This window comes from Pseudoalteromonas sp. SG45-2 (assembly GCF_014164115.1).
Classification (GTDB): Bacteria; Pseudomonadota; Gammaproteobacteria; order Enterobacterales; family Alteromonadaceae; genus Pseudoalteromonas; species Pseudoalteromonas distincta.
In genome coordinates this window covers 38,166-61,912 of sequence record NZ_JACJEO010000025.1, presented here as the reverse complement: position 1 = coordinate 61,912, position 23,747 = coordinate 38,166, and the positions used below count along the sequence as shown (strand labels likewise).

Below are 23,747 nucleotides of genomic sequence, written 5' to 3'. Positions count from 1 at the left end.
TTGTTTTTTATTTTTTATTAAGTAATTAAATATACCTAAAAATAACCTGTGTTGTGATTTACTTTGTGAAGCTATGTAAAGTAAATCAACGTAATTCCTCTTTTCTTAATAAGCCTACATCAGGTACTCTGTAGATATATAAGTCATTTTCAAGCTCAACTGATTAAGGGTAGGAATGAATAACGAAGTAATAAATATTTTAACTATGGCTAAAGTAATTCAAACAGCTGTTGCCCCAGTATTCTTGATCACGGGTATTGCCGCTACTTTAGGTGTTTTATCTAATCGTTTGGCACGTATTACCGATAGGGCACGTCAGTTAGAACGCAGATTAAAAGTAAGTACTGACGAGGACTTTAATAAATCACTCGCTACAGAGCTGCGCGCCCTTTTAAAGCGTTCTCGATGTATACATATTGCTTTTAGTTTAAGTGTATTAAGCGCATTGCTTGTATGCGCTGTGGTTATGTTGTTATTTTTATCGCACATTCAATCTATAAACTTAGGCGTTACCATTGCAAGTTGCTTTGTAGCAGCAATGGCATTACTCATATGTGCATTTATGTCGTTACTTGGTGAGGTATTCTTAGCAACTAGAAGCATGCGTCGCGGGATGATATTTGCAGATATTGATATAAACGATTAAGTTTTAGTTAAATCTATCGTATTCACTTGAATAAATACGATGTTAGATACAAGATACCGAATTAAGAATTACAATTTTCAACAGGGGCAAACATGAAATTAAAAAAAGTATTAGCAACAATAGCACTGGCAACGTGTGCATTTAGCGTATCGGCAAATTCTGCATTTAAAGAGCCAAGTGACGCGATTGAATACCGCCAAGCAGCGTTTTCAATGATCTCAGTACAAATTGGTGACATGGGCGCAATGCTAAAAGGTAAAGTACCTTTTGACGCAGAGCAATTTAAAAAGCGTGCTAACAACGCAGCTGCACTTTCAAAAATGCCATGGGAAGCGTTTTACGAAGGAACAGATAAAGGCGACACAGCTGCACTTGCTGCTGTTTGGTCTGAAAACGATACTTTTATGAAAAAAGCAACTGCATTCCAACAATACGCAGATGAACTAGCAGTAGCGGCTCAATCAGGCGATAAGGCCGTAATTGGTAAAGCTTTTGGCGCATGGGCTAAAGGCTGTAAAGATTGCCATAAGCAATTTAAAGATTAATTATTGTTGTTTTAATACTTAATGTAGTAACAACAAATGATAAAAAGCACTGAATGGTTAATCATTCAGTGCTTTTTGTACCCGGCATTTAAGCCCGTATGTTATTTATTGAGCTAAACCTTCTGCGGGCGACGTTTAAATACAGTCCTAATCCCACCCAAAATGCGTGTAAACACCTTACCAATATCACTTAATATAATGTACAAGCATGGCACTAATATAAGTGTTATTAATGTTGCAAACATCACTGCAAAACCAAGCGCTACCGCCATAGGTATTACAAACTTAGCCTGCAGGCTTGTTTCAAACATAATGGGCAATACACCTGCAAATGTAGTAATTGAAGTAAGTAATATAGGTCTGAATCGAGCACAACCGGCATCTATTACAGCATTTTTAATACTAACACCTGTTTTACGGGCTTGATTCACATAATCGGTCATAACGAGTGAGTCGTTTATAACCACCCCTGCTGCTGCAATAATACCAAAGCCAGACATTAAAGTTATATCCAAACCAAACCAGTAATGCCCCCATATTGCTCCCGTTAAGCTAAATGGAATCACCGACATAACAATAAGTGGTTGCGCATAACTCTTAAGGGGTACGGCTAATAAAATATACACCAAAATCATACCGCCGAAGAAAAACATCTTCTGCTGATTAGCCTGATCTTGTTGCTCTTCAATGGCGCCACCTAGTTCTGACTTAACACTTGGATACTCTTCTTTAAGTTGTGGTAGTAGCTTTTCTTTAATTTGATCTACAACTTCGTTTGGCTCAATCACTTCTTCATCTATGTTTCCATAAACATACACAGTACGATAGCCCCCTTCCCGGCGGATATAACTAATGCCTGGTGTTTCAGTAAGTTCAACTACATCACCAAGCAGTACTTCACGGCCCTGCGGGGTAGTAACAACCGCATGCTTAAGTGACGAAAATGCCTCTCGAGTCAGTTTAGGGTAACGCACCATTACACGTACTTCCTCGCCTCGGCGAATAACACGTTGAGCCTCACCACCGTAAAAGCTTGCCCCAACTTGATTTGCAATAGAAGCTAAGTCTAAATCTAAATCGTAAGCGACCGGTTTTAGGCTCATTTGCACTTCTTTACTTGCAGGATCTATTGTTGAGCTAATATCAAACAAACCTTCTTGCTGTTGCAGCAACTCTATAAAACGACGTCCTGCATTATTTAATGTATCAATATCAGAGCCATATAATAAATAACCAAATTCGCCGTCACTGCTCCCTCCATTTACATCATCATAAATGGTTAATGATTTAACACCGGCAATATCGGGCATCGCCTCGCGCCAACGTCGTGATAATTCAAACGCGTTATAAGGCCTTATACTTTCATCAACAAGGGGAACAAGCACTTGTGCTTCAGTTCGCCCTTGGTTAAATACTAAAATATCTCTTATGAGTTTTTGACCATATTTGCGTTCGGTATCTTCATCAATCGCAATCACCATCGCTTCTATTTCACGAATAGCATTTATTGTTTGTATGTCTGATACATTGTCATTCATTTCTAGATTTATTTGCGGGTAGTCATGCGGGATCTTTGGCATAAACCCGGTACGAACTTGATTTGATGAGATTAAAGCAAAGGTTACGATTAATAGAGCAATAAATGAAAATAGCACTGACCAACGCCATTCAACACAACGTATAACAAAGCGTTTATATGGGCCATTTACAAAACCAAAAAATCGCGTATTAAACCGATCTCGCCAGCCCCCCTCTTTTATTGGTGAAAAATGAGTGTGAGCAATATGGGCAGGCAATATCAACTTTGATTCAATCAAACTAAATACCAAGCACAGCATTACCACCACAGCTATACCATAAAAGAAGGCACTTTCTGGGCCTGTAGATAACGTAAATGGAGCAAATACTGCAATGGTAGTTAGTACACCAAAAGTTGCAGGGGTTGCTACGCGTTTTGCGCCATTAACCACATTAACAACACCGCCGCCTTTTTTCTCTATTTCGGTGTAGGCACTTTCGCCTATGACAATGGCATCGTCCACCACAATCCCTAGCACCATAATAAAAGCAAAAAGTGATAAAATATTAATGGTTACACCAAACAGTGGCATCATCATCATTGCGCCCAAAAAGCACACTGGTAAACCAATCATTACCCATAATGCCAACTTAAAGCGTAAAAAGATTGATAGCATAATTGCAACCAAAACAGCACCCTGAATAAGGTTTGTAACCATCATGTCTAAGCGAGCATTTAAGTAGTACGTCATATCCATTAATGGCTCTAAGCGAACCCCCAGTGGTAGCTCTTTATTTTTTAATTCTATAAATGCTTTTACTGAATCAGCAACTGGGATAATACTTTGCTCTTCGGTCGCTTTCACCGATATATAAACCGCATTTTCACCATTGAATTTAAAGTAACGCTCACCTTCAGTGAACTGATCTTTAATCACGGCAATATCTTGCAGTAACACTTTAGCGCCATTAGCCCCTATTTTTACCGGTATTTGCCTAAATTCTTCACCAGAGTAAAACTGATTTTCGACGCGAACAGAAATAACACCTGCGTCTGTTTTTAGCTGCCCCGCCGAAAAGTTAGCTGAGTAACGACGCACTGCATTCATTACATCACTAAGGGTTAGGTTATATTGACGCAGCGTATCGGGTTCGATTTCAATTGCTATTTCATCAAGAGGAACATCGTTTACCACTAACGACACGTTAGATAGCTGTAGTAACTCATCCTCTATTTGGTTTGCTATAGGCTTAAGCTCAGTAAGCGGCAAGTCAGCAACGAGCGTCATACCTATAACATCTTGCCTAAACTCAACCTGACTTATGGTGACCGGTTCCATACCGGCAGGAAACGTTGCTATACCATCAACCCGTAACTTAACTTTATCGAGTATATCGGTCAGCTCTACATCAGTATTAATTTCAAGACTTGCTCTACCGCCATTTCTAAATGCCCTGTACACACCTTTTTTAATTTCGGTCACATCTTTTAGCGACTCTTCAATTTTTATAAGTATGCTTTCTTCTATTTCCTGAGGAGAGGCACCGGGGTAATTAGCCTCAATATTAATGTAGTTAATCTCTACATTAGGAAACATTTGGCGTTGGATATTTAGAAAGCTAATAATTCCCATCACCACAATAAAAATCATCATTAGGTTGGCAGCAACGGAGTTATTAGCGAAGTAAGCAATAATACCGGTTTGTTTTTCAGCGTTAGGCGCTGTATTTGGTAGTTCAGTGTTACTCATAACTCAGCCTACCTTTATAATTTTTCAGTGGAAGCATTTTCAAGTGCCTCTGTATTTTTAGTATTTTGAAGGCCCGCAATTTTTACAGCCATGCCTTTTTGCGGATATTCTGGCAAAGTAATCACCAACATATCATCTGCTTGCAAACCATCACTGATGTAAAAGTACTCACCCTCTTCACGAATAACTGTGACTTTGCGCGGCTCAAGTTGCTGCTCTTCATTAACGATCCATACGGTTTTGTTATTAACTAACTCTTGCGGTAAGCGGTAAATATTATTGAGCATTGCACCTGCAAAATTTACCTGTACGTAGCTACCAAACTTAATGGCTGGTTGTATATTCTTAAGACCGTATGGGTCTTCTATACGCACTACTAAACTGCTCATACGCGTAGCGTTATCAACAATCCCTAGATCGCGGTCAATTACACCTTCACGGGTGAAGCTGTTTAGGCCTTTTTGAATAATCGTTGCGGTAATACCTTTAATACGCTCTGGCAAAAAAACGCTATCGAACCCTGCTATAGGAATAATCACTTCAGCGGTCTCAATATTATTGAGTTCAGCAACTTGCGAACCCATAGTGACAAATTGTCCAACACCTATATTTCGGCTAATCACCAATGCGTCGTAAGGGGCTGTAACATCACAATTATCCAAATCACGTTGCGCGCGCTTTAATGCAGCTTGCGCCGACTTTACAGATGCCTGCGCACTGAGCACTTGAGGTTTACGTAAAAATAAATCTGTGCGCGCTTTACTTGGAAAGCGCTTGGCTTCGTCTTCGGCTACTTGAGCTTGAGCTTGTTCCTCTATTAAACCCGCTTGTGCGCGAGCAAGCTCGGCCTCTGCAACAAGTACTGCTGCTTCATAGTTGTCTTTTTCGATAGTGAATAAGGTTTCACCGCGAGCAACTATGCCACCGGCTACAAAATTAGGATGCCAACTTAACACCTCGCCCGACACCTGCGCCGAGAGCAGTGTATTTTCAAGAGGCTTTACTTCACCGTAGCTATTAATAATAACTTGATGATCGTTTGCAATCACTGGCTCAACTTGCACTGTTGGACGAGTATCAATTACTTCTTTTTTTTCTGGATCTTTTGCAATGGCATTGATTCCCATAAAGCCAACAACACCAACAATGAGCGCTACAAATGGAAAAACCCATCTAAGTGAATTTGTTTGCATATCCTATTATCCCCAAAATTCTATTAACGCCATAATACCAGAGCCATATGAAACATTAAGGTGACATTTGTAAGCAACTGTTGCAAATACATATAAACCGCTGCTATTTAGGGCTATAGAATATAACTTCACATGCAGCTCACCTCATTCGTTATATTTTGTTACAAACTTTTATTCATTAATATCAGTTTATTAGCGTTAAACACTTAAATTTCATCGCGAAGATGTGCGAAATTAAATTAATTTACGTACAGTCCAATTAAATTAACAAATATTAAAAGTCTCAAAATGAAATTAACGACCATCACCCTTGCGCTTAGCTTAGCGTTTGGCAGCCATGCATTTGCAGCCGATAAAAAAGATGAAAAAGAGTCAAAAACACTTAGCGAAATGATCAAAGGACAAACCGAATTTGCCGGTATATTTAGCCTTTATCAAGACGAAAAAACCGGTAAGCACCTTATGGTGATTAACGAATCCCAACTCAATACGCCGTTTGTGTATTTTGCGCACACTGTCGATGGCGTTACAGATGCAGGCCATTATCGTGGTTCGTACCGCGAAACTAAGTTAATTGAATTTAGAAAATACTTTGACCGTATCGATATTATTAGCAAAACACCTCGCTACAAATTTGACGAAAGCAGTGCAATTTCAAAAGCGAGTGATGCCAATATTAGTGAAGCGGTACTTGCGAGCATTAAAATAGAAAAAGAAGAAGACGGTAAAATAGCATTTAATGTAAATAAGTTATTTTTAAGCGAAGCACTTCATAAAGTATCACCTACGCCAAATCCAGCAGATAAAAACGCTAAAAAACGCTTTAAAGTAGGTAAACTAGACGATAAAAAATCACGCATTATTAAACAGCGTCCATATCCTAATAACTTAGACGTAGTTGTTGATTACGTATTTACTAACCCAAGCCCAACGGTACGTGGCTCAAATGCAGTAAGCGACCCGCGTAGCGTATCGGTAAAAGTTCAGCACTCGTTTGTCGCTCTACCTAGCAATAACTACGCACCACGTATGGATGATGCGCGCATTGGTTATTTTACAAATCAATTTGATCAAATGACATCTACCGATTGGGCACCTTATCAAGATGTTATAAAACGCTGGGACTTACAAAAGAAAGACCCAAGTGCAGCGCTTTCAGAGCCAGTAAAACCGATTACTTGGTGGATAGAAAACACCACACCCATTGAATGGCGCGATACTATTCGTGACGCTGTTTTAACGTGGAATACCTCTTTTGAAAAAGCCGGCTTTAAAAATGCCTTAGAGGTAAAAGTACAACCAGACGGTGCAGACTGGGATGCGGGCGATATCAATTACAACGTACTGCGTTGGACTTCGTCACCTAAGCCTCCATTTGGCGGATACGGGCCAGCACTTGCTAACCCATTAACAGGCGAAATACTGGGCTCAGACATTATGCTTGAGTTTGTATTTATGAAAAACCGCTGGATTTACGACACACTTTTCACACAAGGAACAATGAGCCACGGTGAAACAACAAATACCGGCGAGCTAAATTGCTCTCTTGGGCATGAGATTCAACAAAATCTAATGCTTGCCAAAGGCCTTGCTAGCGGCGACAAAATTGAAGATAAAGAAATGCTTCGCCAAGGTCTAACGCAATTGGTACTTCACGAAGTTGGCCATACTTTAGGTCTTAACCATAATATGAAATCATCAATTTTGTGGGATGAAAAAGAAGTACACGATAAAAACAAAACCCAAGGCATAGTAACCGGTTCTGTTATGGATTATGCACCCGCTAACATTGCCCCAATTGGTATGCAGCAAGGTGATATTTTTCAAACAAAACCTGGTCCTTACGATGATTGGGCAATTAACTATGGCTACAGCGTAGCGCTTGCAGATGAAGCTGCTGAGCAAGCTCGACTTGAAAAAATACTTGCTCGTTCAAGTGAACATGCCCTTGCCTTTGGTAACGATGCAGACGATATGCGCGCACCAGGTCGCCATATCGATCCACGTGTAATGATTGGTGATTTGTCGTCAAACCCTGCTGCCTATGGCGCAGATCGTATGGCACTAATTAATAAACTATTTACTGAGCTAAAAGATAAAGCAACGGTTAAAGGTGAGTCTTACCAACAGCTTGTTACCTCTGCTAATAGCTTATTTGGTCAGTACCGAGCTCAAGCAGGTGTGGTTTCTCGCCAGATTGGTGGCGTATACGTTGAGCGCGCTGTAGTGGGTGATACAAATGCAGATAAACCATTTACACCGGTATCGCTTGAGCGTCAAACACAAGCAATGGATATACTAGCCAAGTTTGTATTTGCGCCAGACGTACTACAAAACATGCAACCTCTTTATAGCTACTTACAGCTGCAACGTCGTGGCTTTAATCACTATGGCAAAAATGAAGACCCTAAAGCACACCAAATGATTTTAGGGATGCAAAAGTCTGTACTTGCACAGCTATTACACCCAGCGGTATTACTGCGTATTTCTGACACAGCTCTGTACGGTAACGAATATAGCCTAACTCAGTTTATGGAAGATTTAACCGCCAGCATTTTCGTGAAAAGCAAAGACGCCAACTCTATTAGCCACAACTTACAAATTGAGTATGTTAACCAGTTAATTGCAATTGCGGGTCTTGGCAAAGCAAGCAAATACGATAACTTAGCTAAAACAGCAGCGTTATATCAGCTAACTCAAATAGCCGACACCAGTGTTGCTTGGGGTGCAGATACAGCAACTAAAGCGCATAAAAAATATATTGATCGCTTAATTGCAAAAGCGCTAGAAGCATAAAATACCTCTACTAATTGAGTAAACCAAGGCCACGATTTACGTGGCCTTTTTTATAACTTAATTCACAGTTTAAATATAAATAGTGCCTTTTAAATACCTTACAGCATGCCCGGTCAAAGTGACGGTTGTATCATCCACTTTGCAAATTAAATGCCCGCCTCTGCTTGAAGCCTGATAAGCACTTAACGTAGTTTTACCAAATTGCTGCGCCCAGTAAGGTGCCAAGCCAGTATGAATTGAGCCCGTTACATAATCTTCGTCGCCACCGCTTGCAGGCCAAAAATAGCGAGATATAAAATCATATTCAGCACTAGGTGCTGTAGCCACTACATCAAGTGGATAAAGCGTTTTTAAAAGCTCAGAGTTAGTTTTTAATTCAAGTATTTGATCGGCATTTTCATAAATAGCAAAGTAAGCTTGGCGATTTTTAAGTACTTTACTCGGTTGTATAGACAAGCCATCAAGCAATTGCTGCGGTACATTTTGTACCTCAATCGGTGCTTGCTTAGGAAAGGTCATTGCAAAGCTGCCATCAGCGTTTCTATTAACGATTAACTCGCCCACCGCATCAGCAACAAAGCGAATTTGCGATATATTATGCTCTTCACATAAAACATAGGCAGCCGCAAGTGTGGCGTGACCACAAAAGTCGATTTCCATTAACGGTGAAAACCAGCGAATAACAAAACTTCCATCGTCTTGCAGGCAGGTAAAAGCAGTTTCAGATACGTTATTCTCAGCGCCAATCTTTAGCATTAAATCGTCACTTAACCACGATTCTAGTGGGATCACTGCCGCATAGTTACCTTTAAATAACTCATTCGTAAACGCATCAATTTGATGAATAGCTAATTGCATTGTTTAAACTTTGTAATGATTAATAGCTTAAAACTGCCATACCTAAACTAAATTAGCACTTTTATTTTTGCTTTAAGCCATTACAGGTCGCATTCTATAGTATTGCATACAACCAAATTGCACAGCATTGGTAAGCAATAGCATAATAAACATAAGTAAGTGCGCCGTGCTTGGAGCAACTGTCGTAAGCTCAACAACTAAGCCGCAAATACCAGCAATAAACTGCAAGCTAAAGTAGCGCGCGCTTAAATTACTCACATTACCCGTACGCAATGTTTTATAAGTTTGCGGCATAACACGTACCGAACTCATCACAAGACCAACATACGTTAAAGCGCTTAATACCGTTGCAGTATCAAGGCTTGAATTTAAAAGCAGTGAAAAAGGCAGTAACGAAAAACCTAGCATAGTAACCAGCTGTACACGTTCTCGTTTAGCTGCATTGAAACGTGCAAAAAAATATAAAATAAGCCCGCTTAACGCACCGGTTACAATAAATGGTAACGCAATATAATAGCGCTCAAAGAAAATATTGTAGGTTATAAAATAAAGGCTTTGTGCTAATCCAAATGTCATCATTAATAGTGACAAACCAGAGACACTACGATTTTTTCGAATTTTGTTTAGTAATGGTAAAAAACTAAAAACCAAAATAAAAGAAGACAATATAGGCAAATAATGCGCCAAAGCAACCTCGCTCGTTATATAAATGTTAATTAAAAACAGAAATAAAAACATTTAATAAACATCTGTTTTTAAAAGGCTTTTACTATGAGCGCGGCATTGTAGAGCCGCGTAAATTTAACTCAACTAAATAAGACATTCTTATTTTAGGTACTGGCAAGCTAGGTATACAAAAACCGTAGAATTAAGTTCACGGTTTACTTATTTAATAGGAAACCTACTCACAAGCTATTAAATGAAAATGATAGTTGTTATCATGCGCAAGTCATTAACTGCAATATATAAAACTATCTATGAGAAAAACTCTTTTTAAAATTCACAGTTGGATCGCTCTTATAGCTCTCATTCCCTTGATTGTTATTAGTATTACAGGGAGCGTATTAGTTTTTAAAAGTGAAATAGATGGCTTACTTATGCCAAGCAGTCACTATGTTGTAAAAGCACTGCCAGAGCGCATGCCAATCGACAAATTAATCGCAAAAACAGAGCTTGCTTACCCTGAGTATGTAGTAGGTAGTTGGGAGATATTTAACGATGATACTGCTGATCGGGTTTACTTAGTTAAACGCGGGACAGAGCAATGGTATAAGTTTCATTTAAACCAGTATACGGGTGACATTTTGTCAGAGCCTGTTGGTACCAGCCATTATTTTACTGATTGGTTTTTAGAACTGCATTACACCTTTTTACTTAACGACTTTAAAAACCTGCCAGGGCAAACAGGCACAGTACTAGGCTTCTTTTTTGCTCTGTTTTTATTGGTATTAGGTATTACAGGACTTATTATTTATCGTAAATTTTGGCAGCGCCTATTTAGTGTGCGCTGGCGTGCAACACTGCAAATTGTACTTAGCGACATTCATAAAATGACTGGGGTGATAGGGTCGCCCATCATTATTATTTTAGCTATTACAGGTGGCTACTTTAACTGGGCTGTGTGGTATCACGAAGTTATTGAACACGCTGAGGAAGAGCACTTTGTACTAACCAAAAACTTGCACAGTAGCGATATTTCGTTTCAACACATACTCGATGACAGTAAAAAGCAAATACCCACTTTTAATGGTACGTTTTTAGTTATGCCGCTCGAGCCTGACGAAAATATCACCTTATTCGGCGAAGTCGACACAAATAACCCGCTTGCGAGCGAATACGCTAATACGGTTAGCTACGATAAGCATACAGGCGAACATTTAACTAACTGGGATATTCGCGAAGTAGGCGTTGGCTGGCAAGTAATTGATAGCTTTAGAAAACTTCATTTTGGCTACTTTGCAGGGCTAATAAGTAAAATACTGTGGTGCGTAATTGGTTTGAGCCCAGTGTGGCTAGCAGGTACTGGTTTTTACTTGTGGTTTACCCGCCGTAAACGTAAAAAACAATCACAAAAAAATCGCTCAAGTAAACGCAGTACAGCAAGTGCTTGATTAAAAACCCACCACATTGTAATGTAAAATTTAACAATGGAGTGGGTTTATGATGTTTTATAAAATAGCAGTCTGTATTACTTTTTTATATTTAGTTGGATGTAACACAACCAAGGTTCACCAAGTAGAACAACAAATAGAGCTTGAACAACTATTAAACCATTCTTTGTTTAATAAACTCGACACTCCTTCTGAGTACAGTATTTTCGAGCTGCCAAATGCTGAAAAAGAAAAATTTTTAGCCTATGCCGAAAAACAAAAACAGTCTGAAATCCGTCATGACCGCATTATTTACAACTACCTCGAAAGCAACTTAGCTAACTTTAAATACCACGGCGATACACTTACTTCAGCCCAAGCCTTAAAACTTTCGCAAGGCAACTGCATTAGCTTAGCTGTTTTAACACAAAGCTATGCACAAGCTCTCGGATTAGAAACGAGCTTTCAAGAAGTAACAAGTCAGCCTGTATACGCAAAAGAAAATAATGTTGTTTATGTAGCAAGCCACTTTAGAACAAGAGTATACGCCCCAAAAGTAGAGAAAAAAGATGATAATATTGTTGAATTTTTCAGAGCGGGCACCTTAATCGACTACTTTCCTACCCGTCGCAGCTTTTATTCAAGCAGTGCAGATTATAACGATTTAGTTTCTAAGTTTTACAGTAATTTAGCTGCAACAGCGCTAGCAGACAAACAGCTGGATATTGCTTACTCACTTATTTTACAAGCAAACAAATACACTCCCAATGATCCTGAATTATTTAATATAGCGGGCGTTTTGCATCGTCGGGCAGGTGATTTACGAAGCGCTAAAAATATCTATCAAACAGCACTTAGTAATAATGAAATAAGCATTAATTTAATCAGCAACTATCAGCTTTTAGCTAAAAAATTAGGCGACAAAGAGCTTGTTAAAGAGCTCACGTCACAATTAGTTAATAAAGAAAAAGACCCATATGAATTACTAGTAATCGCTAAAAACAACTTACAAGCTGGCCATGCTCATCAGGCTAAAGCACACCTTGAGCAAGCTATTACTAAAGCGCCTTACATTGCTGAGTTATACTTGGAACTCGCAAAAGTTCGCTATCAACAAGGTAATATTAAACAAACACAAACCTTGCTTGAGAAAGCTATCGAACTAGAACGTGATAACCAAAAAATCGATGTATATCAAGCTAAGTTACTATCCTTGCAGATGGATAAGTAACTTAGCCAATTAATATTTATAGCGAATAATAAAAGCTCAGCCACGCTCGCATTTCATCCTCAAAACTGTCGCCTTCTACTCGCGACAGTCCCATATTAAATATTAAGTCATTTATACCAGCAGGCCCCATTCCAAAACTAAAATCACCTTGGTGTTTTATCCCGTAACTTTGTGCATATACGGTGCCGTCGAGTTGATGCTGCTTGTAATAAAGCCACGGCATGCCTTCTTTAAAGCTAAAGCCGCCACCGTAACCTTGATAGCGCTTTGCAACTGCGCTATAAAAAGGCAGCTCAGATGAAAGTACATATTCACTATTTTGCTGCTGATTAATAAGATTTGAGCTAAAGCCACCTAATGCAAGGCTCCTGTCGTCACGTTGTTTTTGAGAAAAATTTGCATAAAGAGGAATACCAAACGCTTTACCAAAAATTTTGGCGGCTAAATCATAACCTTGCCAATTATTACTTTTGCTACTGCCATCGTACCAACTCGCATAAATACTTTGGCCTATAGCAAAGTCTTGACGATCATATTGCCAATTTTGAGCAATACCTAAACGCGTCCAACTTTTATGGCTTTGCTTATAATCAGTGTAATTGTAGGCAAGCTCTGGCGTTAAACTTAACTGCCCAAATTTAACGGGGTAACTTATTGCGGCAAAACCACCACGGGCATCCATGTCTGCACTTAGACTTTGCTGAGACTGGCGCGATGTATCTAAATTGTAGTCAAACAGTGCAAGTTTCAGTTTTACATCAAGCGCATTATATTTTGCCTGCACATAACCACCGTGCAATGCCCCATCGTGTAAATCAGTGCTATAACCCGCTTGTAAGTCGAGCTGCTTTAATAAGTCGCTACTTTTAATGCTTAAATCTAACAAACTGGTAGAAGCCGAATAATACTGCGTCCCTAGTGCAAAAGTAGCGTGCTGCTCGAGCACGTTGTAATTTGTTTGCTGCGTTGTTTGATGCGTATATATTTTAGCTTTTGGAAGCGTATGTTCGTTTACAATGAGCAGCGGTGCTTTTTTATTAGCCGAAAATTCAGTAACTACAGTGCTGTTTATAGCTTTTGGCAATGTTTTTACATTTGGCCCATCTGCGGTTATCGAAAAATAGAGTAACGAGCCATCGGCCATTTCAATCGGGTGGGCAACGGCTTCCTGCCCTTGAGTTAACTTGGTGAGTTTTTTACTCTCTATGTTGTAGTTATAAATATCAGTAGCGCTATTTAAGCCTGCAACAAAGTAAAGTGACTCGCCATTATGGCTAAAGCTAGGCTGACTTAAATATTGATACCCGTTTGGCATAGGTACTGACAGCTGTTGTTCGTCGTTTATACCTTGTATATACAATTGCCAATTTTCATTTAATGACGTTGATAAATAAGCTAATTTAGTTTCATCAGGACTGAGTATTGGGTAATCGTAGGTTGTCTCAAGGCTTTTTGTAAATAATGGTGTGATGGTTTGCGTATTGAGATCAACCTTTACTAATTCAGAGTAGCCATCTCTTATTTGCTCGCCATACAAGGTTTCGCCGTTACTGGTTACGCTAAATCGTCGTATACCAGCAAGTTCGGTAAGTTGTGTAATATTTCCAGTGTCAGTGTTATAGCTAAATATGTCAGACACTTTGTTATAAATACCCGACTCTTCATTGCTGTACGCATTAAAATATAACGTTGTGCTATTTACCCATTGCGGGTTTGCAATACCGGCTCGATTAATTTGATTAAGCACTTGTTTTTGTTCGCGCTTAAACACACTTGGCGCTGTATCGGGGATGTCTTGTGCATCGTTTTTGAGTAGCTCTTTTTGCGCTTTAGTAAACTCCTCTTGCGCCTTTATGTTGTCGTCCGTGCTATAAATTATAAGCTTGGTATTACTCTCTTTATCTCGCTCAACAATCGCAATTTTACTACCATCTTTTGAAAGTACTGGGTTACTTGCATATAAGTTAAGTTCAAGCCAAAGTTCACTATTAAGTAACGGCTCCCCTTGCTCTATTTGCATTGCTTTATAGGTATATTCAGCTATAAATCGGCGATATAGCTTGGCTGCACTTTGCCCAAACACACCGCTAAATGCCTCATCAAAATTCCGCGTTTTTACGCCTTGCATTCGCGTCCAAACACTATCGAGTGTTTGTTCTGAATAGTTTTTCTCTAACCAATTTAAAAAGCGACTACCCATTAAATACACCATTGAGCCGCCCATAAAGCCCTGCTCGCCATTTAACTGCCCATAGGTTGGCAGTGCGCCCTGTTGAGCAAATTCTCGCAGTATTGACTCTGAGTAGTTATCAAACAAACGTCCACGCCCCGTCATTTTAGACTCAATCAATGTGGCATAACCTTCGGCTACCCAGCGCGGCGTATCACTGTAGGTTAAGTCGTATAAATCCCATATACCACGTACTTTCTGCTGCCAGTGATTGCGTGTAGGCTGTGCTAAGTGCACTAAGTGAATATATTCATGCAACACAAGCAACTGCTGCCAGCCAGAGCTGTTTGATATAACTGTGTCGGATTGTGGTGGGGTTGTAAAAAGTGCCATTACAGGGTTACTTGAGGTAGGTAACGCAAAGCCGTTTGCTGCATTTAGGGGATCAAACACCACTACATCAACTGTTTTATCAAGTGCTCGGTTTTGCTGCTCAAGCACTTTGGTGCGAACTATTTCAAGCTCTGTTGCAGTTGATTTAGCAAAATCAGCATGCTCAATACTGTAGTGAATATTAAAGTGTTCGGTATGAATAGTTTGCCAATCGGCTGCAAAGCTTGGTGCTGCTAGTAATATAGCTGATGCGATAAGTGTTTTTTTCATGAGCGTCCCTAAAAGAATTCCTTAATACCATCTAGGGTATTATTAAATGTCTTTCATGGGCAGTAAGAAAGTGTAATAAAGCATGTGCAAATGTGTATTTACACATGTTTTACTAGGGGAGTTTACATCCAGCTGCGAGTATCTGACTCAATCTGCTTAATTGTAAAATCAATAATAAAGTCAGCATCTTGCTGCTTTATGTAGGGCATAAATGCAAACCCTGAAGCAAGTTGTATATACAGGCTTTTTAAGCCTGACTTTCTCATTAGGTACGTACTTATACTGCGCGCACTTTGCGCTTTATAAAGCTCAAAAACACGGTAATGAACGCCAATCATACCTTTGCGTACAACCATGTAAAATCGACCATTATCCTCATGCATGTAATAACCATAACGCTGATACGACAAAGTCACCAAGCCAGAAAACACCACTAAAACACCAAGGCTTATCAAAGTATTAATATCAGCAATAAAACAAAAGCCAAACACTAATACACTGGGTAACAGTGAATAAAAGCCTAAATTTTTATACAAAAGCGCTCGCTCTGCGCGCTTAAAAGCGAGTTTTTTACTATTAAACCACGGGTAAATCCATTGGCATACACTATCAACTTGTTCGCTATTTAATACAGGTAGTACTAACGTTTGTTTATTTTTTTTAGCCGCCACACCGGCTGCTATTCCGCCGCTACTTGCTTGTAAACACTCAACGGTAAATCGCTTTAGTAATCGCCCCATTAGGTTTTGTTTAATAACAATAGATTGCACCTTGTCCATGCTCATTGAAAGCTGATGGCGCTCTAACAAGCCAGCAATACGTTTAAACTTTTGACCTTTAAAATAAAGCTCAAAGTTATAAAAACGAATAAGCGACATAGTCACCGATAGCATTACAGCCACCAAAACTAACAAACCAATTAAGGTGATCATCGCAAAAGTAGCAGCGCTGGCCAGCATACCAAGCTCTTGTTGGTAAAAGCCTTCTACTTTCGCAATAATTTGCTTCTCTAAAAAATCAACAATTAGGTTTATAAAAGGGGCAAAAGCAGCGATTGCTAAAATAGCCATATTCGACATTAAACCAAATTTGGCTATTTCTTTATTGCTAATGCTTAGGCTGTTTTCGATAGTGTCTGTTTCGCTTTGTTCAGTATTTGGTGCTTCTTGCTGTTGCTGCGCTTTAAAATCAAATATTTGTTTACGCATTTGCTGTGCATAATCTTTAGTGACACCTGGTAAAACAACTTCTTGCGACACACTGCCAGCGGCATCAAAAATACAATTAACTAAGTTTACGGGGGTAAAATAAAACGGCTCGGCAATATTAACGTTTTGCACACGGCCAAATTTAAGCGTAAGTCGCTCTTTTTTAAATACACCTTTGTTAAGCAATATTTCGTTGTCGATACTAATACTAAACTTAAAATTTAAATAATATAAAAATGAGTAAACAAGTAGCAAAATTAGTGCAATACCGCCTGCAACCTGCGCCCAAAACAACTTATTTTCTACTTGAGTAACAAACACGACAAGCATGGGCAGTAAGTTTAAAAGGCCATCTTTTACAAAGCGCACACTAAAGTGCACAACAAAGTATAAAAGTGCCCAGGGCGATACTTTTTGCCAGTAAATAGGGCTGGCTTTATCTTCGATAGTTGTATTACTCATCGACTAAAGCTGCCTGAGTAGTTGCGTCGTCTTGGCGGTAGTTTTGTACAAATTGGCGCATATTTTTACAATCATCATGGGTTAGCCCACTAATTTGTAAATCGGCACTTACACCGCCAGCGCTAAATAATTTAATGCTCGCAAGACTAAGTTTTCGCTCTATTGGCCCTTGGTGTATTTCCATATGCTGTACACGCGCTAAAGGTAATACCGTCACTTGTTGCCAAATAACGCCTTTTTTAAAAGCAATGTCATGTTCTCGTACTGCAAAACCTCGCAACCTCACACTTATTATGTTGTACGCCATAGATACGGCTACCAAAATTGGCATACCAATTAGCAAATACGTTTGTGCATTATTAGCAAAGGCTTCATTAAAATAACAAACAGCAATAAGCGCTCCAATTAGCGGTACATAAAACAGAAGCGAGCTAAGTTGTGTATGTAATAAGGCTTTATCAGCCAATGGCTTAAAGCTAATATCACTATGCTTTGGCAAATCCATTATTTGTTGATTGTTAAACACTATTTGTCCCTATTTCTGCTTTTAATTATGACTAGCTTACCAACTAATGGTGGTTATTAATGTGTGGCTTTGTTTTGGCTCAAGCGTTACTTTATCTGTCAGTACATTAGCGGCCTCTAGACACAGCATTGTTTTATATTCATCATCAGCAAAGTTAGATAAGCGTTTTGACTTTTCTATCCATGGGTTCCACAGCACACACGAACTTGAGTTTTCGCGGCTCACATTAATAACACCTTCTGGCGTATTAATGCTTTGCATTGTACTTGCTTGTGTATAAACCATGTCGGTTTCGCGATTAAAGCTTACAACATCATTTTGTACAAATGGCCCTTCACTAAACTCAATATATTGCGCGCCTTGCAAACCATCAACATGGGTGTTTGTAATATCTGAGGTTGGAAAATAGGTATGCAGTGCTTGAGTGAAGCTAAATGGCACACTTCCTAAGTTAGTGGTCGTTAAGCGAACCTGTAATTTATCGCTTAATATAAACTCAACTTTTAATGCGGACTGATGCGGCCAATACGTTGTATTAACAAGTTTCATGGGGAGCTTTAAACTAACTGTAATTTGCTCATCAGATTCGTGTACTTCATCGGCTTGCCATACGCTTGTGCGCGCAAAACCGTGGGCAGGCCACCCATCATTAGCGTGTGTACCAAACCACGGCCAACAAATAGGAATACCGCCTCGAATACTCGCCCCTTCTTGATAGGTTTCCTCTTGTGAAACCCAAATAAGTGGCTTGTTATTTTTAGGGATAAACTCGGTAATTTGCCCACCTTGCAAAAATATTTTTGCGTCGCACTTTTCACTAGCTACTTTAATAAACTCAAGTCCGGATTCGCTTTGCTCAATGCTAACTGATGGCGATAATTTCATACCTTCCCCTATAATACTGATACTAAAGATTTTTAATGTTTACATCTAAACAATAATGCATGCTTAAAGTATACGCTATTGATATTAAATATTGATTGCTGAATTTGTTCATTGCCGATTAATACATATACAGTAAACTCACAAACAATTACTTTGTACTAACAGCTGTAAATGAATAATACTAAAGTCTATACAATAAGACTTGCCAATTATTCACAACATACGTACTGTGCGCAACTTAATGCACACAAGGTGCTAAGAAAATTTACCAATATTTAAACAATATAATTTTACATTAGTTACTGCTCTAACTATTAAAAACCAATAAAAGCGGGCTAAAGTACAATATATTATTTGAATTCAATTTATTTGATGTGTAACATTTCGCGATTACGGCAAACTACCGCCCCATCGACGAGATAAGCAAATGCAAAAATATGACGAGTTATTGGTTTCTTTACGTAAAGTTATCCGCGCGATTGACTTACATTCTAAGCAGCTAAATAAAACTTCGGGTTTAACTGGCCCACAATTGCTTATAATGCAAGAAGTGCAAAAAACCGATGGAATAACGGCGAGCCGTATTGCTCAAAATGTAAATTTAAGCCCAGCAACGGTCACCAATATTCTCGACAGAATAGAAAGCAGAAACTTAGTAACACGCGTACGCAGTCAAATGGATAAACGCAGAGTGAGCTTATACCTCACCGATAAAGGAAAAGAGTTACTTGATAAAGCACCTCAGCCATTGCAAGAACACTTTATTGAAAAGTTTTCTGCACTTGCTGAATGGGAACAGAGCCTTTTACTCTCATCAATGCAGCGTGTAGCCGCAATGATGGATGCAGATAAATTAGATGCATCGCCCCTTCTAGAAGTTGGTGCGCTTACTCAAGCTCCTAAAGAATAAATAATAAAAAAAATACATAGTTTTTGTACTTACCCTAAACGTAAGGCGTTTTTTTACGTCTTGAATTTTTTATTTTTTAATCAAAATCTGAGCGGCAATTATGACTAAACTCTCAAAATTAACACTAGCACTAGTTCTAGGTGGTGTTACAAGTACTTCTTATGCGTCTGATGATCTAGACACGTTACAAAGCCAACTTAAGCAGTTAAAGCAACAAATGCAACTGCTTGAAAATAAGTTAGCTGATGAAAAAACAAAACAGCAAAAAATTAATGAGCAACACAAGCAAGAAGTTGCAAAAATTAGTAAAAAAGCTGATAACAAAGAAGTTGTTGTTGCTGCCGCCGAATCTGAGAAAAAAGACGAAGGCGTTAAAATTGGTGGCGCAGTGCGTTTTAATTACAGCACTAATTCATACGATGAAGACACTCAAGATCGTAGCGGCGACTTAGACTTTGAAGTATTTCGCATTAACTTATCTGGCGAAATAAACGATATTTCTGTTAATGGTGATTTTCGCTTTTACGATTACATGACCATTGTTAAGTATGCATACTTAGGTTACGAATTTACTGATGGCTGGGAAGCACAAGCTGGTATTGCACCTGTCCCTTTTGGTAATGGCCCATACAACTCACACAGCTACTTTTTTAGCACTAACTACTATGTTGGCCTAGAAGACGACTTTGACTTGGGTGTAACAGTAAACCGTAAACTAAAAGATAACTGGAAACTAGACCTAGGCTTTTTCAAAAATGATGAAGTAGGCGGCGTTGATGGCAGCTCTGAAGTTAACGAGCGTTACTCTTTTGATATAGTTGGTAGCCGTGCAACAGCCGAAGGCACATACGATGCACCTGGCTCTCGCCTTGGTGAATACAACACATTTGCAGCTCGTACAGTGTACCAAATTGAGCATGGCGAAAACGCTAAAACCGATGTGGGTGTATCACTATTAAGCGGTGGCTTACATGATGGTAACGACCGTGCAGGTAACTACGGCGCATGGGCGTTCCACGTAAACAGCCAAATAAATAACTGGAATATTCAATTTCAGCACGGTGAGTACGACTACGACCTAGACGACAACAGCAACCGCTTTGTTGTAGGTGCGTTTGACTACTACGACACCGTATCAAGCGAAGCTACCATGACTAACTTTAACGTAGCTTACGACCTATCGGTTGATTTAGGCCCTATAACAGGCGTACAGTTTTACAACGATTACGGGATCATTTATGACAAATCTGACGACAGTGCAGATACATGGATGAACGTAACAGGTATGAGCGTATCAGCAGGCCCGTTATTTACGTACTTTGACTTTATTCAAGCACGTAACCAGCCATTTATTGGCGGAACAATTATTGGTGATGGCGATACAGAGCGTCGCTTTAACATCAACGTAGGTTACTACTTCTAGATAAGTAAAACCTATTTTATAAATTTAAAAGGGCAAACTTAGTTTGCCCTTTTTTATGTTTTTACACTTCGATTTTATAACTATTTGGCCTACAATCGAAAGTATCAGCCATTACTAAAAAGAGCCTAAGTGAATATAAAAGCAGTGTTTATTTGTTATAAAAACTTATGGTTTAAAGCACTTGGCTTAATACTTGTAGCCTTGGGTATTATTGGCATTGTGCTGCCGGTCATGCCTACCACTATATTTTTTATTTTAGCGCTCACCTGCTTTACTCGCTCATCACCCGCGCTTGAACAATGGCTGTTAAACCACCCTCGTTACGGTGTAACTTTGCAGCAATGGCAAGCCCATAAAGTAGTGCCTGTAAAAGCCAAATGCTACGCCGCCATTGGCATGTTAATTGGATTTACATTTTTACTGTATTCAGCCGCCCCTATTTGGGTTATTTATCTCGTTGCAGTAATAGAAGTATTGGTAATGATTTACCTTATTTTAAGACCTTCCAGCCCTCCTAAGCGTTAAATATTCATTTTTTACCTGCTTACCGCCTTTGTTTTAAAGTTTTTATGTAAAGATAAGTAAGTAAATTTGTAATAGCTAATGCAAATCATTATCATGCTGTAAATTTAATTTATTTACTGTTTTTATGTCGTTTATTAACAAGCGGGCTTTGTATAGCACAAGCCGTGCTCTACATATTTATATTTCTACAGCTTTGTTTTTTTTGCTTATCTTATTTTGCGTTAGCGGCATTGTGCTCAACCATATTGATTGGCTTAAAAACGATAAAAATAATGGCCAAGTAACGGCGGTAATTCCAGCAGAGCTAGTTACCAAAGCGAATGAGCAGCTAAATACGCTGCCAACGCTTTACCCTGAAATAGAAGCTTACCTAGCCGAGCAATATGCACTTACAAAAGTAAAAAGCATTGAGTGGGAAAAAGAAGACGCGCTTGTCATGCTCGACTACCCACTGCCTGCTGGGTTTGCCTACGCAGAGCTTGATTTTACAACTGGCGAGCTAAATCTTGATTACCAAACAGGTGGCTTTTTAAGCCTTATTGGCGACTTACATAAAGGCCGCCACAGCGGTGACGTATGGAGTTGGGTAATTGATATATCTGCCGTACTAATGATTTTATTTGCCATCACCGGCATGATTATTTTGTTTCAAAATAGAAAAAAACGCTTAGCAGGAATATGGATAACCGTACTCGGAGTGGCAACTCCACTGGTTATTTATTTATGTTGGGTTCCACAAATAAAAGGAGTGTCTTAATGGTTAAATTTAAATTATTTATAAGCGCCGCATTACTGCTCGTAGCTGCGTTTTTTCAAACAACGGCGCATGCAAAAACACCACAGCTAGAGGTTGAATTAACACTTCCTGACTTAGAAGTACAACCGTATCACCGCCCATACGTTGCAGTTTGGCTTGAAACACCAGAGCGCAAACACGTTACAACGCTTGCACTTTGGGTGCAAAAAGCAGAATGGTTTAAAGACTTACGCCAATGGTGGCGTAAAGCCGGTAAAAGCGATGCCAACTTTGACGGCATTAGCGGCGCAACAAAACGCGCAGGTACTTACACCATAAATTGGCAAGGTAATGATTTAGACGGTAACCCAGTAAAACCAGGTAAATACTTACTAAATATTGAAGTTGTACGCGAAGAAGGCGGCAGAGACTACACCCGCGTTGAGCTCGATTTAACTAAATCAGGCAAACTAACAATTGATGGTAAAAACGAGTTTTCTAAAAGCTTCGTCACTGTAAGCACTAAGTAGCTGCTACTTAATCATTTGAATTTAAGGAAATACAATGAAAATTAATTTATTAAAAACGGCATTAATCGGCGCATTGAGCTTATCTGCTTTAGTGTCAACTTCAGCAAGTGCACACGGACGTTGGTTACTACCTTCGCATACATCTTTATCAGGCGATAAAGCGCATTACGTAATGATTGACGCTAGTATCTCTAACGAAATGTTTGCACCAGACAAAGCCTTTAAACCTAAAGAAAAAGGCGCCGAGTACGACGACACATTATTAATGGCACTTGCGCCTAATGGTGAGCCAGTATCTGAAACCATTCGTGCTTATTACTTAAAGCGTAAAAGCTCAGCTGCGGTAAGCTTAACAGAGCAAGGCACTTACCACATTGCAATGACCCAAAAGCCAATGTACATGACCTTCTATAAAAACGAAGAAGGTAAGCGCAAGCGCGTATTTGGTAAAAAAACAGAAGCCGAGTTACCTAGCAATGCAAAAGATGTAACCACAACGAAGGTTGTTTCAACAGTAGATACATTTGTAAGCCGAAATGGCACCTCAAAACCTGCACAACTTGGTTTAGGCCTTGAGCTTAGCGGTCCAACGCATCCAAACGATTTATTTGTAGGTGAACAAGCACGTTTTCAGTTACTACAAGATGGTAAATCTGCTGGTGAAGGCGTTGAAGTAAGTATTTTAAAAGGCGACACACGCTACCGTAACGAGCGTGGCGAAGTAAAAGTAACGACCGATAAAGACGGTATGTTTACAATTACGTGGAAAGAGCCAGGCCTATACCTAATCGAAACCTCTAACAAGGTTACCGTAAATGAAGAAGGCGTAGATGCAGGACGTTATGCATTATTTACAACGCTTGAAGTTGCCCCTGAATAATTTAAATTACTAAATTTAAAAAATTGAAAGGCCAAGCATTTGCTTGGCCTTTTTACGTCTTACTAACTTTTATCTAAAATCCCCTTGAATTCGCAACCATTCGACACAAGATTGCAACTACAACGATCCAAACGCCTATATCACGCGTAGACAGTGACCTTACTTGTTAACAACTTAGAATATCTTAGATAGTTTTTATCT

Annotated in this window: 19 protein-coding genes; 11 read left to right on the top strand and 8 right to left on the bottom strand. The window is 39.3% G+C overall.

Going from position 1 to position 23,747, the window contains the following annotated elements:
- The first annotated feature begins 175 nt into the window (after positions 1 to 175).
- Both H5116_RS16920 and H5116_RS16915 read left to right on the top strand, forming a co-directional pair.
- Positions 176 to 646, top strand: coding sequence for a DUF2721 domain-containing protein (locus H5116_RS16920; protein WP_002960170.1), 471 nt, complete (start codon positions 176 to 178; stop codon positions 644 to 646).
- Positions 647 to 738: 92 nt separating this feature from the next.
- Positions 739 to 1,191 (top strand): cytochrome c, encoded by a 453-nt coding sequence (locus H5116_RS16915; protein ID WP_024595584.1) that lies wholly within the window; start codon positions 739 to 741, stop codon positions 1,189 to 1,191.
- A gap of 113 nt (positions 1,192 to 1,304) precedes the next feature.
- On the opposite strand, the gene H5116_RS16910 is transcribed toward H5116_RS16915, so the two are convergent.
- Both H5116_RS16910 and H5116_RS16905 read right to left on the bottom strand, forming a co-directional pair.
- Positions 1,305 to 4,460, bottom strand: coding sequence for an efflux RND transporter permease subunit (locus tag H5116_RS16910; RefSeq protein WP_182696054.1), 3,156 nt, complete (start codon positions 4,458 to 4,460; stop codon positions 1,305 to 1,307).
- Between the two features lie 14 nt (positions 4,461 to 4,474).
- Positions 4,475 to 5,653, bottom strand: coding sequence for an efflux RND transporter periplasmic adaptor subunit (locus H5116_RS16905; RefSeq protein ID WP_182716686.1), 1,179 nt, complete (start codon positions 5,651 to 5,653; stop codon positions 4,475 to 4,477).
- Between the two features lie 288 nt (positions 5,654 to 5,941).
- Between H5116_RS16905 and H5116_RS16900 the strand changes: the two genes are divergently transcribed.
- On the top strand, positions 5,942 to 8,449 hold the full coding sequence (locus tag H5116_RS16900) for a zinc-dependent metalloprotease (protein WP_182716685.1): 2,508 nt from the start codon (positions 5,942 to 5,944) through the stop codon (positions 8,447 to 8,449).
- A gap of 69 nt (positions 8,450 to 8,518) precedes the next feature.
- Here the strand turns inward: H5116_RS16900 and H5116_RS16895 are convergent, their stop codons facing one another.
- Both H5116_RS16895 and H5116_RS16890 read right to left on the bottom strand, forming a co-directional pair.
- The gene (locus H5116_RS16895; protein WP_182716684.1) at positions 8,519 to 9,307 is read right to left on the bottom strand and encodes a PhzF family phenazine biosynthesis protein; all 789 of its coding nucleotides are present in this window, start codon (positions 9,305 to 9,307) and stop codon (positions 8,519 to 8,521) included.
- Between the two features lie 72 nt (positions 9,308 to 9,379).
- Positions 9,380 to 9,994, bottom strand: a complete 615-nt coding sequence (locus H5116_RS16890; protein WP_033013459.1) for a PQ-loop repeat-containing protein — start codon at positions 9,992 to 9,994, stop codon at positions 9,380 to 9,382.
- 290 nt (positions 9,995 to 10,284) lie between these two features.
- On the opposite strand from H5116_RS16890, the gene H5116_RS16885 reads away from it, so the two are divergent.
- Positions 10,285 to 11,418 (top strand): PepSY domain-containing protein, encoded by a 1,134-nt coding sequence (locus H5116_RS16885; protein ID WP_024605420.1) that lies wholly within the window; start codon positions 10,285 to 10,287, stop codon positions 11,416 to 11,418.
- A 49-nt stretch (positions 11,419 to 11,467) separates the two neighbouring features.
- Positions 11,468 to 12,628, top strand: coding sequence for a lipopolysaccharide assembly protein LapB (locus tag H5116_RS16880; protein ID WP_182716683.1), 1,161 nt, complete (start codon positions 11,468 to 11,470; stop codon positions 12,626 to 12,628).
- Between the two features lie 16 nt (positions 12,629 to 12,644).
- Here H5116_RS16880 and H5116_RS16875 read toward each other — a convergent pair whose 3' ends face one another.
- The 4 genes from H5116_RS16875 to H5116_RS16860 all read right to left on the bottom strand — a co-directional run bounded on the left by H5116_RS16875 (position 12,645) and on the right by H5116_RS16860 (position 18,542).
- Complete coding sequence (locus H5116_RS16875; RefSeq protein ID WP_182716682.1) at positions 12,645 to 15,461, bottom strand: PD40 domain-containing protein; 2,817 nt, start codon at positions 15,459 to 15,461, stop codon at positions 12,645 to 12,647.
- Between the two features lie 122 nt (positions 15,462 to 15,583).
- Entirely contained in the window at positions 15,584 to 17,131 is a 1,548-nt protein-coding gene (locus H5116_RS16870) for a PH domain-containing protein (RefSeq protein ID WP_182716681.1), read from the bottom strand.
- Positions 17,124 to 17,657, bottom strand: coding sequence for a PH domain-containing protein (locus H5116_RS16865; protein ID WP_024596094.1), 534 nt, complete (start codon positions 17,655 to 17,657; stop codon positions 17,124 to 17,126). The genes H5116_RS16870 and H5116_RS16865 overlap by 8 nt, the downstream gene beginning before the upstream one ends.
- A gap of 36 nt (positions 17,658 to 17,693) precedes the next feature.
- Positions 17,694 to 18,542, bottom strand: a complete 849-nt coding sequence (locus tag H5116_RS16860; RefSeq protein WP_024596095.1) for a D-hexose-6-phosphate mutarotase — start codon at positions 18,540 to 18,542, stop codon at positions 17,694 to 17,696.
- Positions 18,543 to 18,969: 427 nt separating this feature from the next.
- Between H5116_RS16860 and H5116_RS16855 the strand changes: the two genes are divergently transcribed.
- From H5116_RS16855 to H5116_RS16830, 6 genes are all read left to right on the top strand, one after another.
- Positions 18,970 to 19,452: a MarR family winged helix-turn-helix transcriptional regulator gene (locus H5116_RS16855; protein ID WP_002960189.1), complete on the top strand. Its 483-nt coding sequence runs from the start codon at positions 18,970 to 18,972 to the stop codon at positions 19,450 to 19,452.
- Between the two features lie 100 nt (positions 19,453 to 19,552).
- Positions 19,553 to 20,875, top strand: a complete 1,323-nt coding sequence (locus H5116_RS16850; protein WP_182716680.1) for a carbohydrate porin — start codon at positions 19,553 to 19,555, stop codon at positions 20,873 to 20,875.
- Between the two features lie 129 nt (positions 20,876 to 21,004).
- On the top strand, positions 21,005 to 21,400 hold the full coding sequence (locus H5116_RS16845) for a YbaN family protein (RefSeq protein ID WP_024596096.1): 396 nt from the start codon (positions 21,005 to 21,007) through the stop codon (positions 21,398 to 21,400).
- 124 nt (positions 21,401 to 21,524) lie between these two features.
- The gene (locus tag H5116_RS16840; RefSeq protein WP_182716679.1) at positions 21,525 to 22,157 is read left to right on the top strand and encodes a PepSY-associated TM helix domain-containing protein; all 633 of its coding nucleotides are present in this window, start codon (positions 21,525 to 21,527) and stop codon (positions 22,155 to 22,157) included.
- Positions 22,157 to 22,666 carry a DUF2271 domain-containing protein gene (locus H5116_RS16835; RefSeq protein WP_024596098.1) on the top strand — a complete coding sequence of 170 codons (510 nt, stop codon included), beginning with the start codon at positions 22,157 to 22,159 and terminating at the stop codon, positions 22,664 to 22,666. The genes H5116_RS16840 and H5116_RS16835 overlap by 1 nt, the downstream gene beginning before the upstream one ends.
- Before the next feature lie 34 nt (positions 22,667 to 22,700).
- Positions 22,701 to 23,546 carry a DUF4198 domain-containing protein gene (locus H5116_RS16830; protein WP_024596099.1) on the top strand — a complete coding sequence of 282 codons (846 nt, stop codon included), beginning with the start codon at positions 22,701 to 22,703 and terminating at the stop codon, positions 23,544 to 23,546.
- The last annotated feature ends 201 nt before the right edge of the window (positions 23,547 to 23,747 follow it).

What these genes read in the sequence shown, in the direction of transcription:
- H5116_RS16860 (WP_024596095.1), bottom strand. Translation starts at nt 18,542, where the DNA reads ATGAAATTATCGCCATCAGTTAGCATTGAGCAAAGCGAATCCGGACTT.
- H5116_RS16870 (WP_182716681.1), bottom strand. Translation starts at nt 17,131, where the DNA reads ATGAGTAATACAACTATCGAAGATAAAGCCAGCCCTATTTACTGGCAA.
- H5116_RS16850 (WP_182716680.1), top strand. Translation starts at nt 19,553, where the DNA reads ATGACTAAACTCTCAAAATTAACACTAGCACTAGTTCTAGGTGGTGTT.
- H5116_RS16885 (WP_024605420.1), top strand. Translation starts at nt 10,285, where the DNA reads ATGAGAAAAACTCTTTTTAAAATTCACAGTTGGATCGCTCTTATAGCT.
- H5116_RS16910 (WP_182696054.1), bottom strand. Translation starts at nt 4,460, where the DNA reads ATGAGTAACACTGAACTACCAAATACAGCGCCTAACGCTGAAAAACAA.
- H5116_RS16835 (WP_024596098.1), top strand. Translation starts at nt 22,157, where the DNA reads ATGGTTAAATTTAAATTATTTATAAGCGCCGCATTACTGCTCGTAGCT.
- H5116_RS16915 (WP_024595584.1), top strand. Translation starts at nt 739, where the DNA reads ATGAAATTAAAAAAAGTATTAGCAACAATAGCACTGGCAACGTGTGCA.
- H5116_RS16875 (WP_182716682.1), bottom strand. Translation starts at nt 15,461, where the DNA reads ATGAAAAAAACACTTATCGCATCAGCTATATTACTAGCAGCACCAAGC.
- H5116_RS16840 (WP_182716679.1), top strand. Translation starts at nt 21,525, where the DNA reads ATGTCGTTTATTAACAAGCGGGCTTTGTATAGCACAAGCCGTGCTCTA.
- H5116_RS16900 (WP_182716685.1), top strand. Translation starts at nt 5,942, where the DNA reads ATGAAATTAACGACCATCACCCTTGCGCTTAGCTTAGCGTTTGGCAGC.
- H5116_RS16830 (WP_024596099.1), top strand. Translation starts at nt 22,701, where the DNA reads ATGAAAATTAATTTATTAAAAACGGCATTAATCGGCGCATTGAGCTTA.
- H5116_RS16920 (WP_002960170.1), top strand. Translation starts at nt 176, where the DNA reads ATGAATAACGAAGTAATAAATATTTTAACTATGGCTAAAGTAATTCAA.
- H5116_RS16895 (WP_182716684.1), bottom strand. Translation starts at nt 9,307, where the DNA reads ATGCAATTAGCTATTCATCAAATTGATGCGTTTACGAATGAGTTATTT.
- H5116_RS16855 (WP_002960189.1), top strand. Translation starts at nt 18,970, where the DNA reads ATGCAAAAATATGACGAGTTATTGGTTTCTTTACGTAAAGTTATCCGC.
- H5116_RS16880 (WP_182716683.1), top strand. Translation starts at nt 11,468, where the DNA reads ATGATGTTTTATAAAATAGCAGTCTGTATTACTTTTTTATATTTAGTT.
- H5116_RS16905 (WP_182716686.1), bottom strand. Translation starts at nt 5,653, where the DNA reads ATGCAAACAAATTCACTTAGATGGGTTTTTCCATTTGTAGCGCTCATT.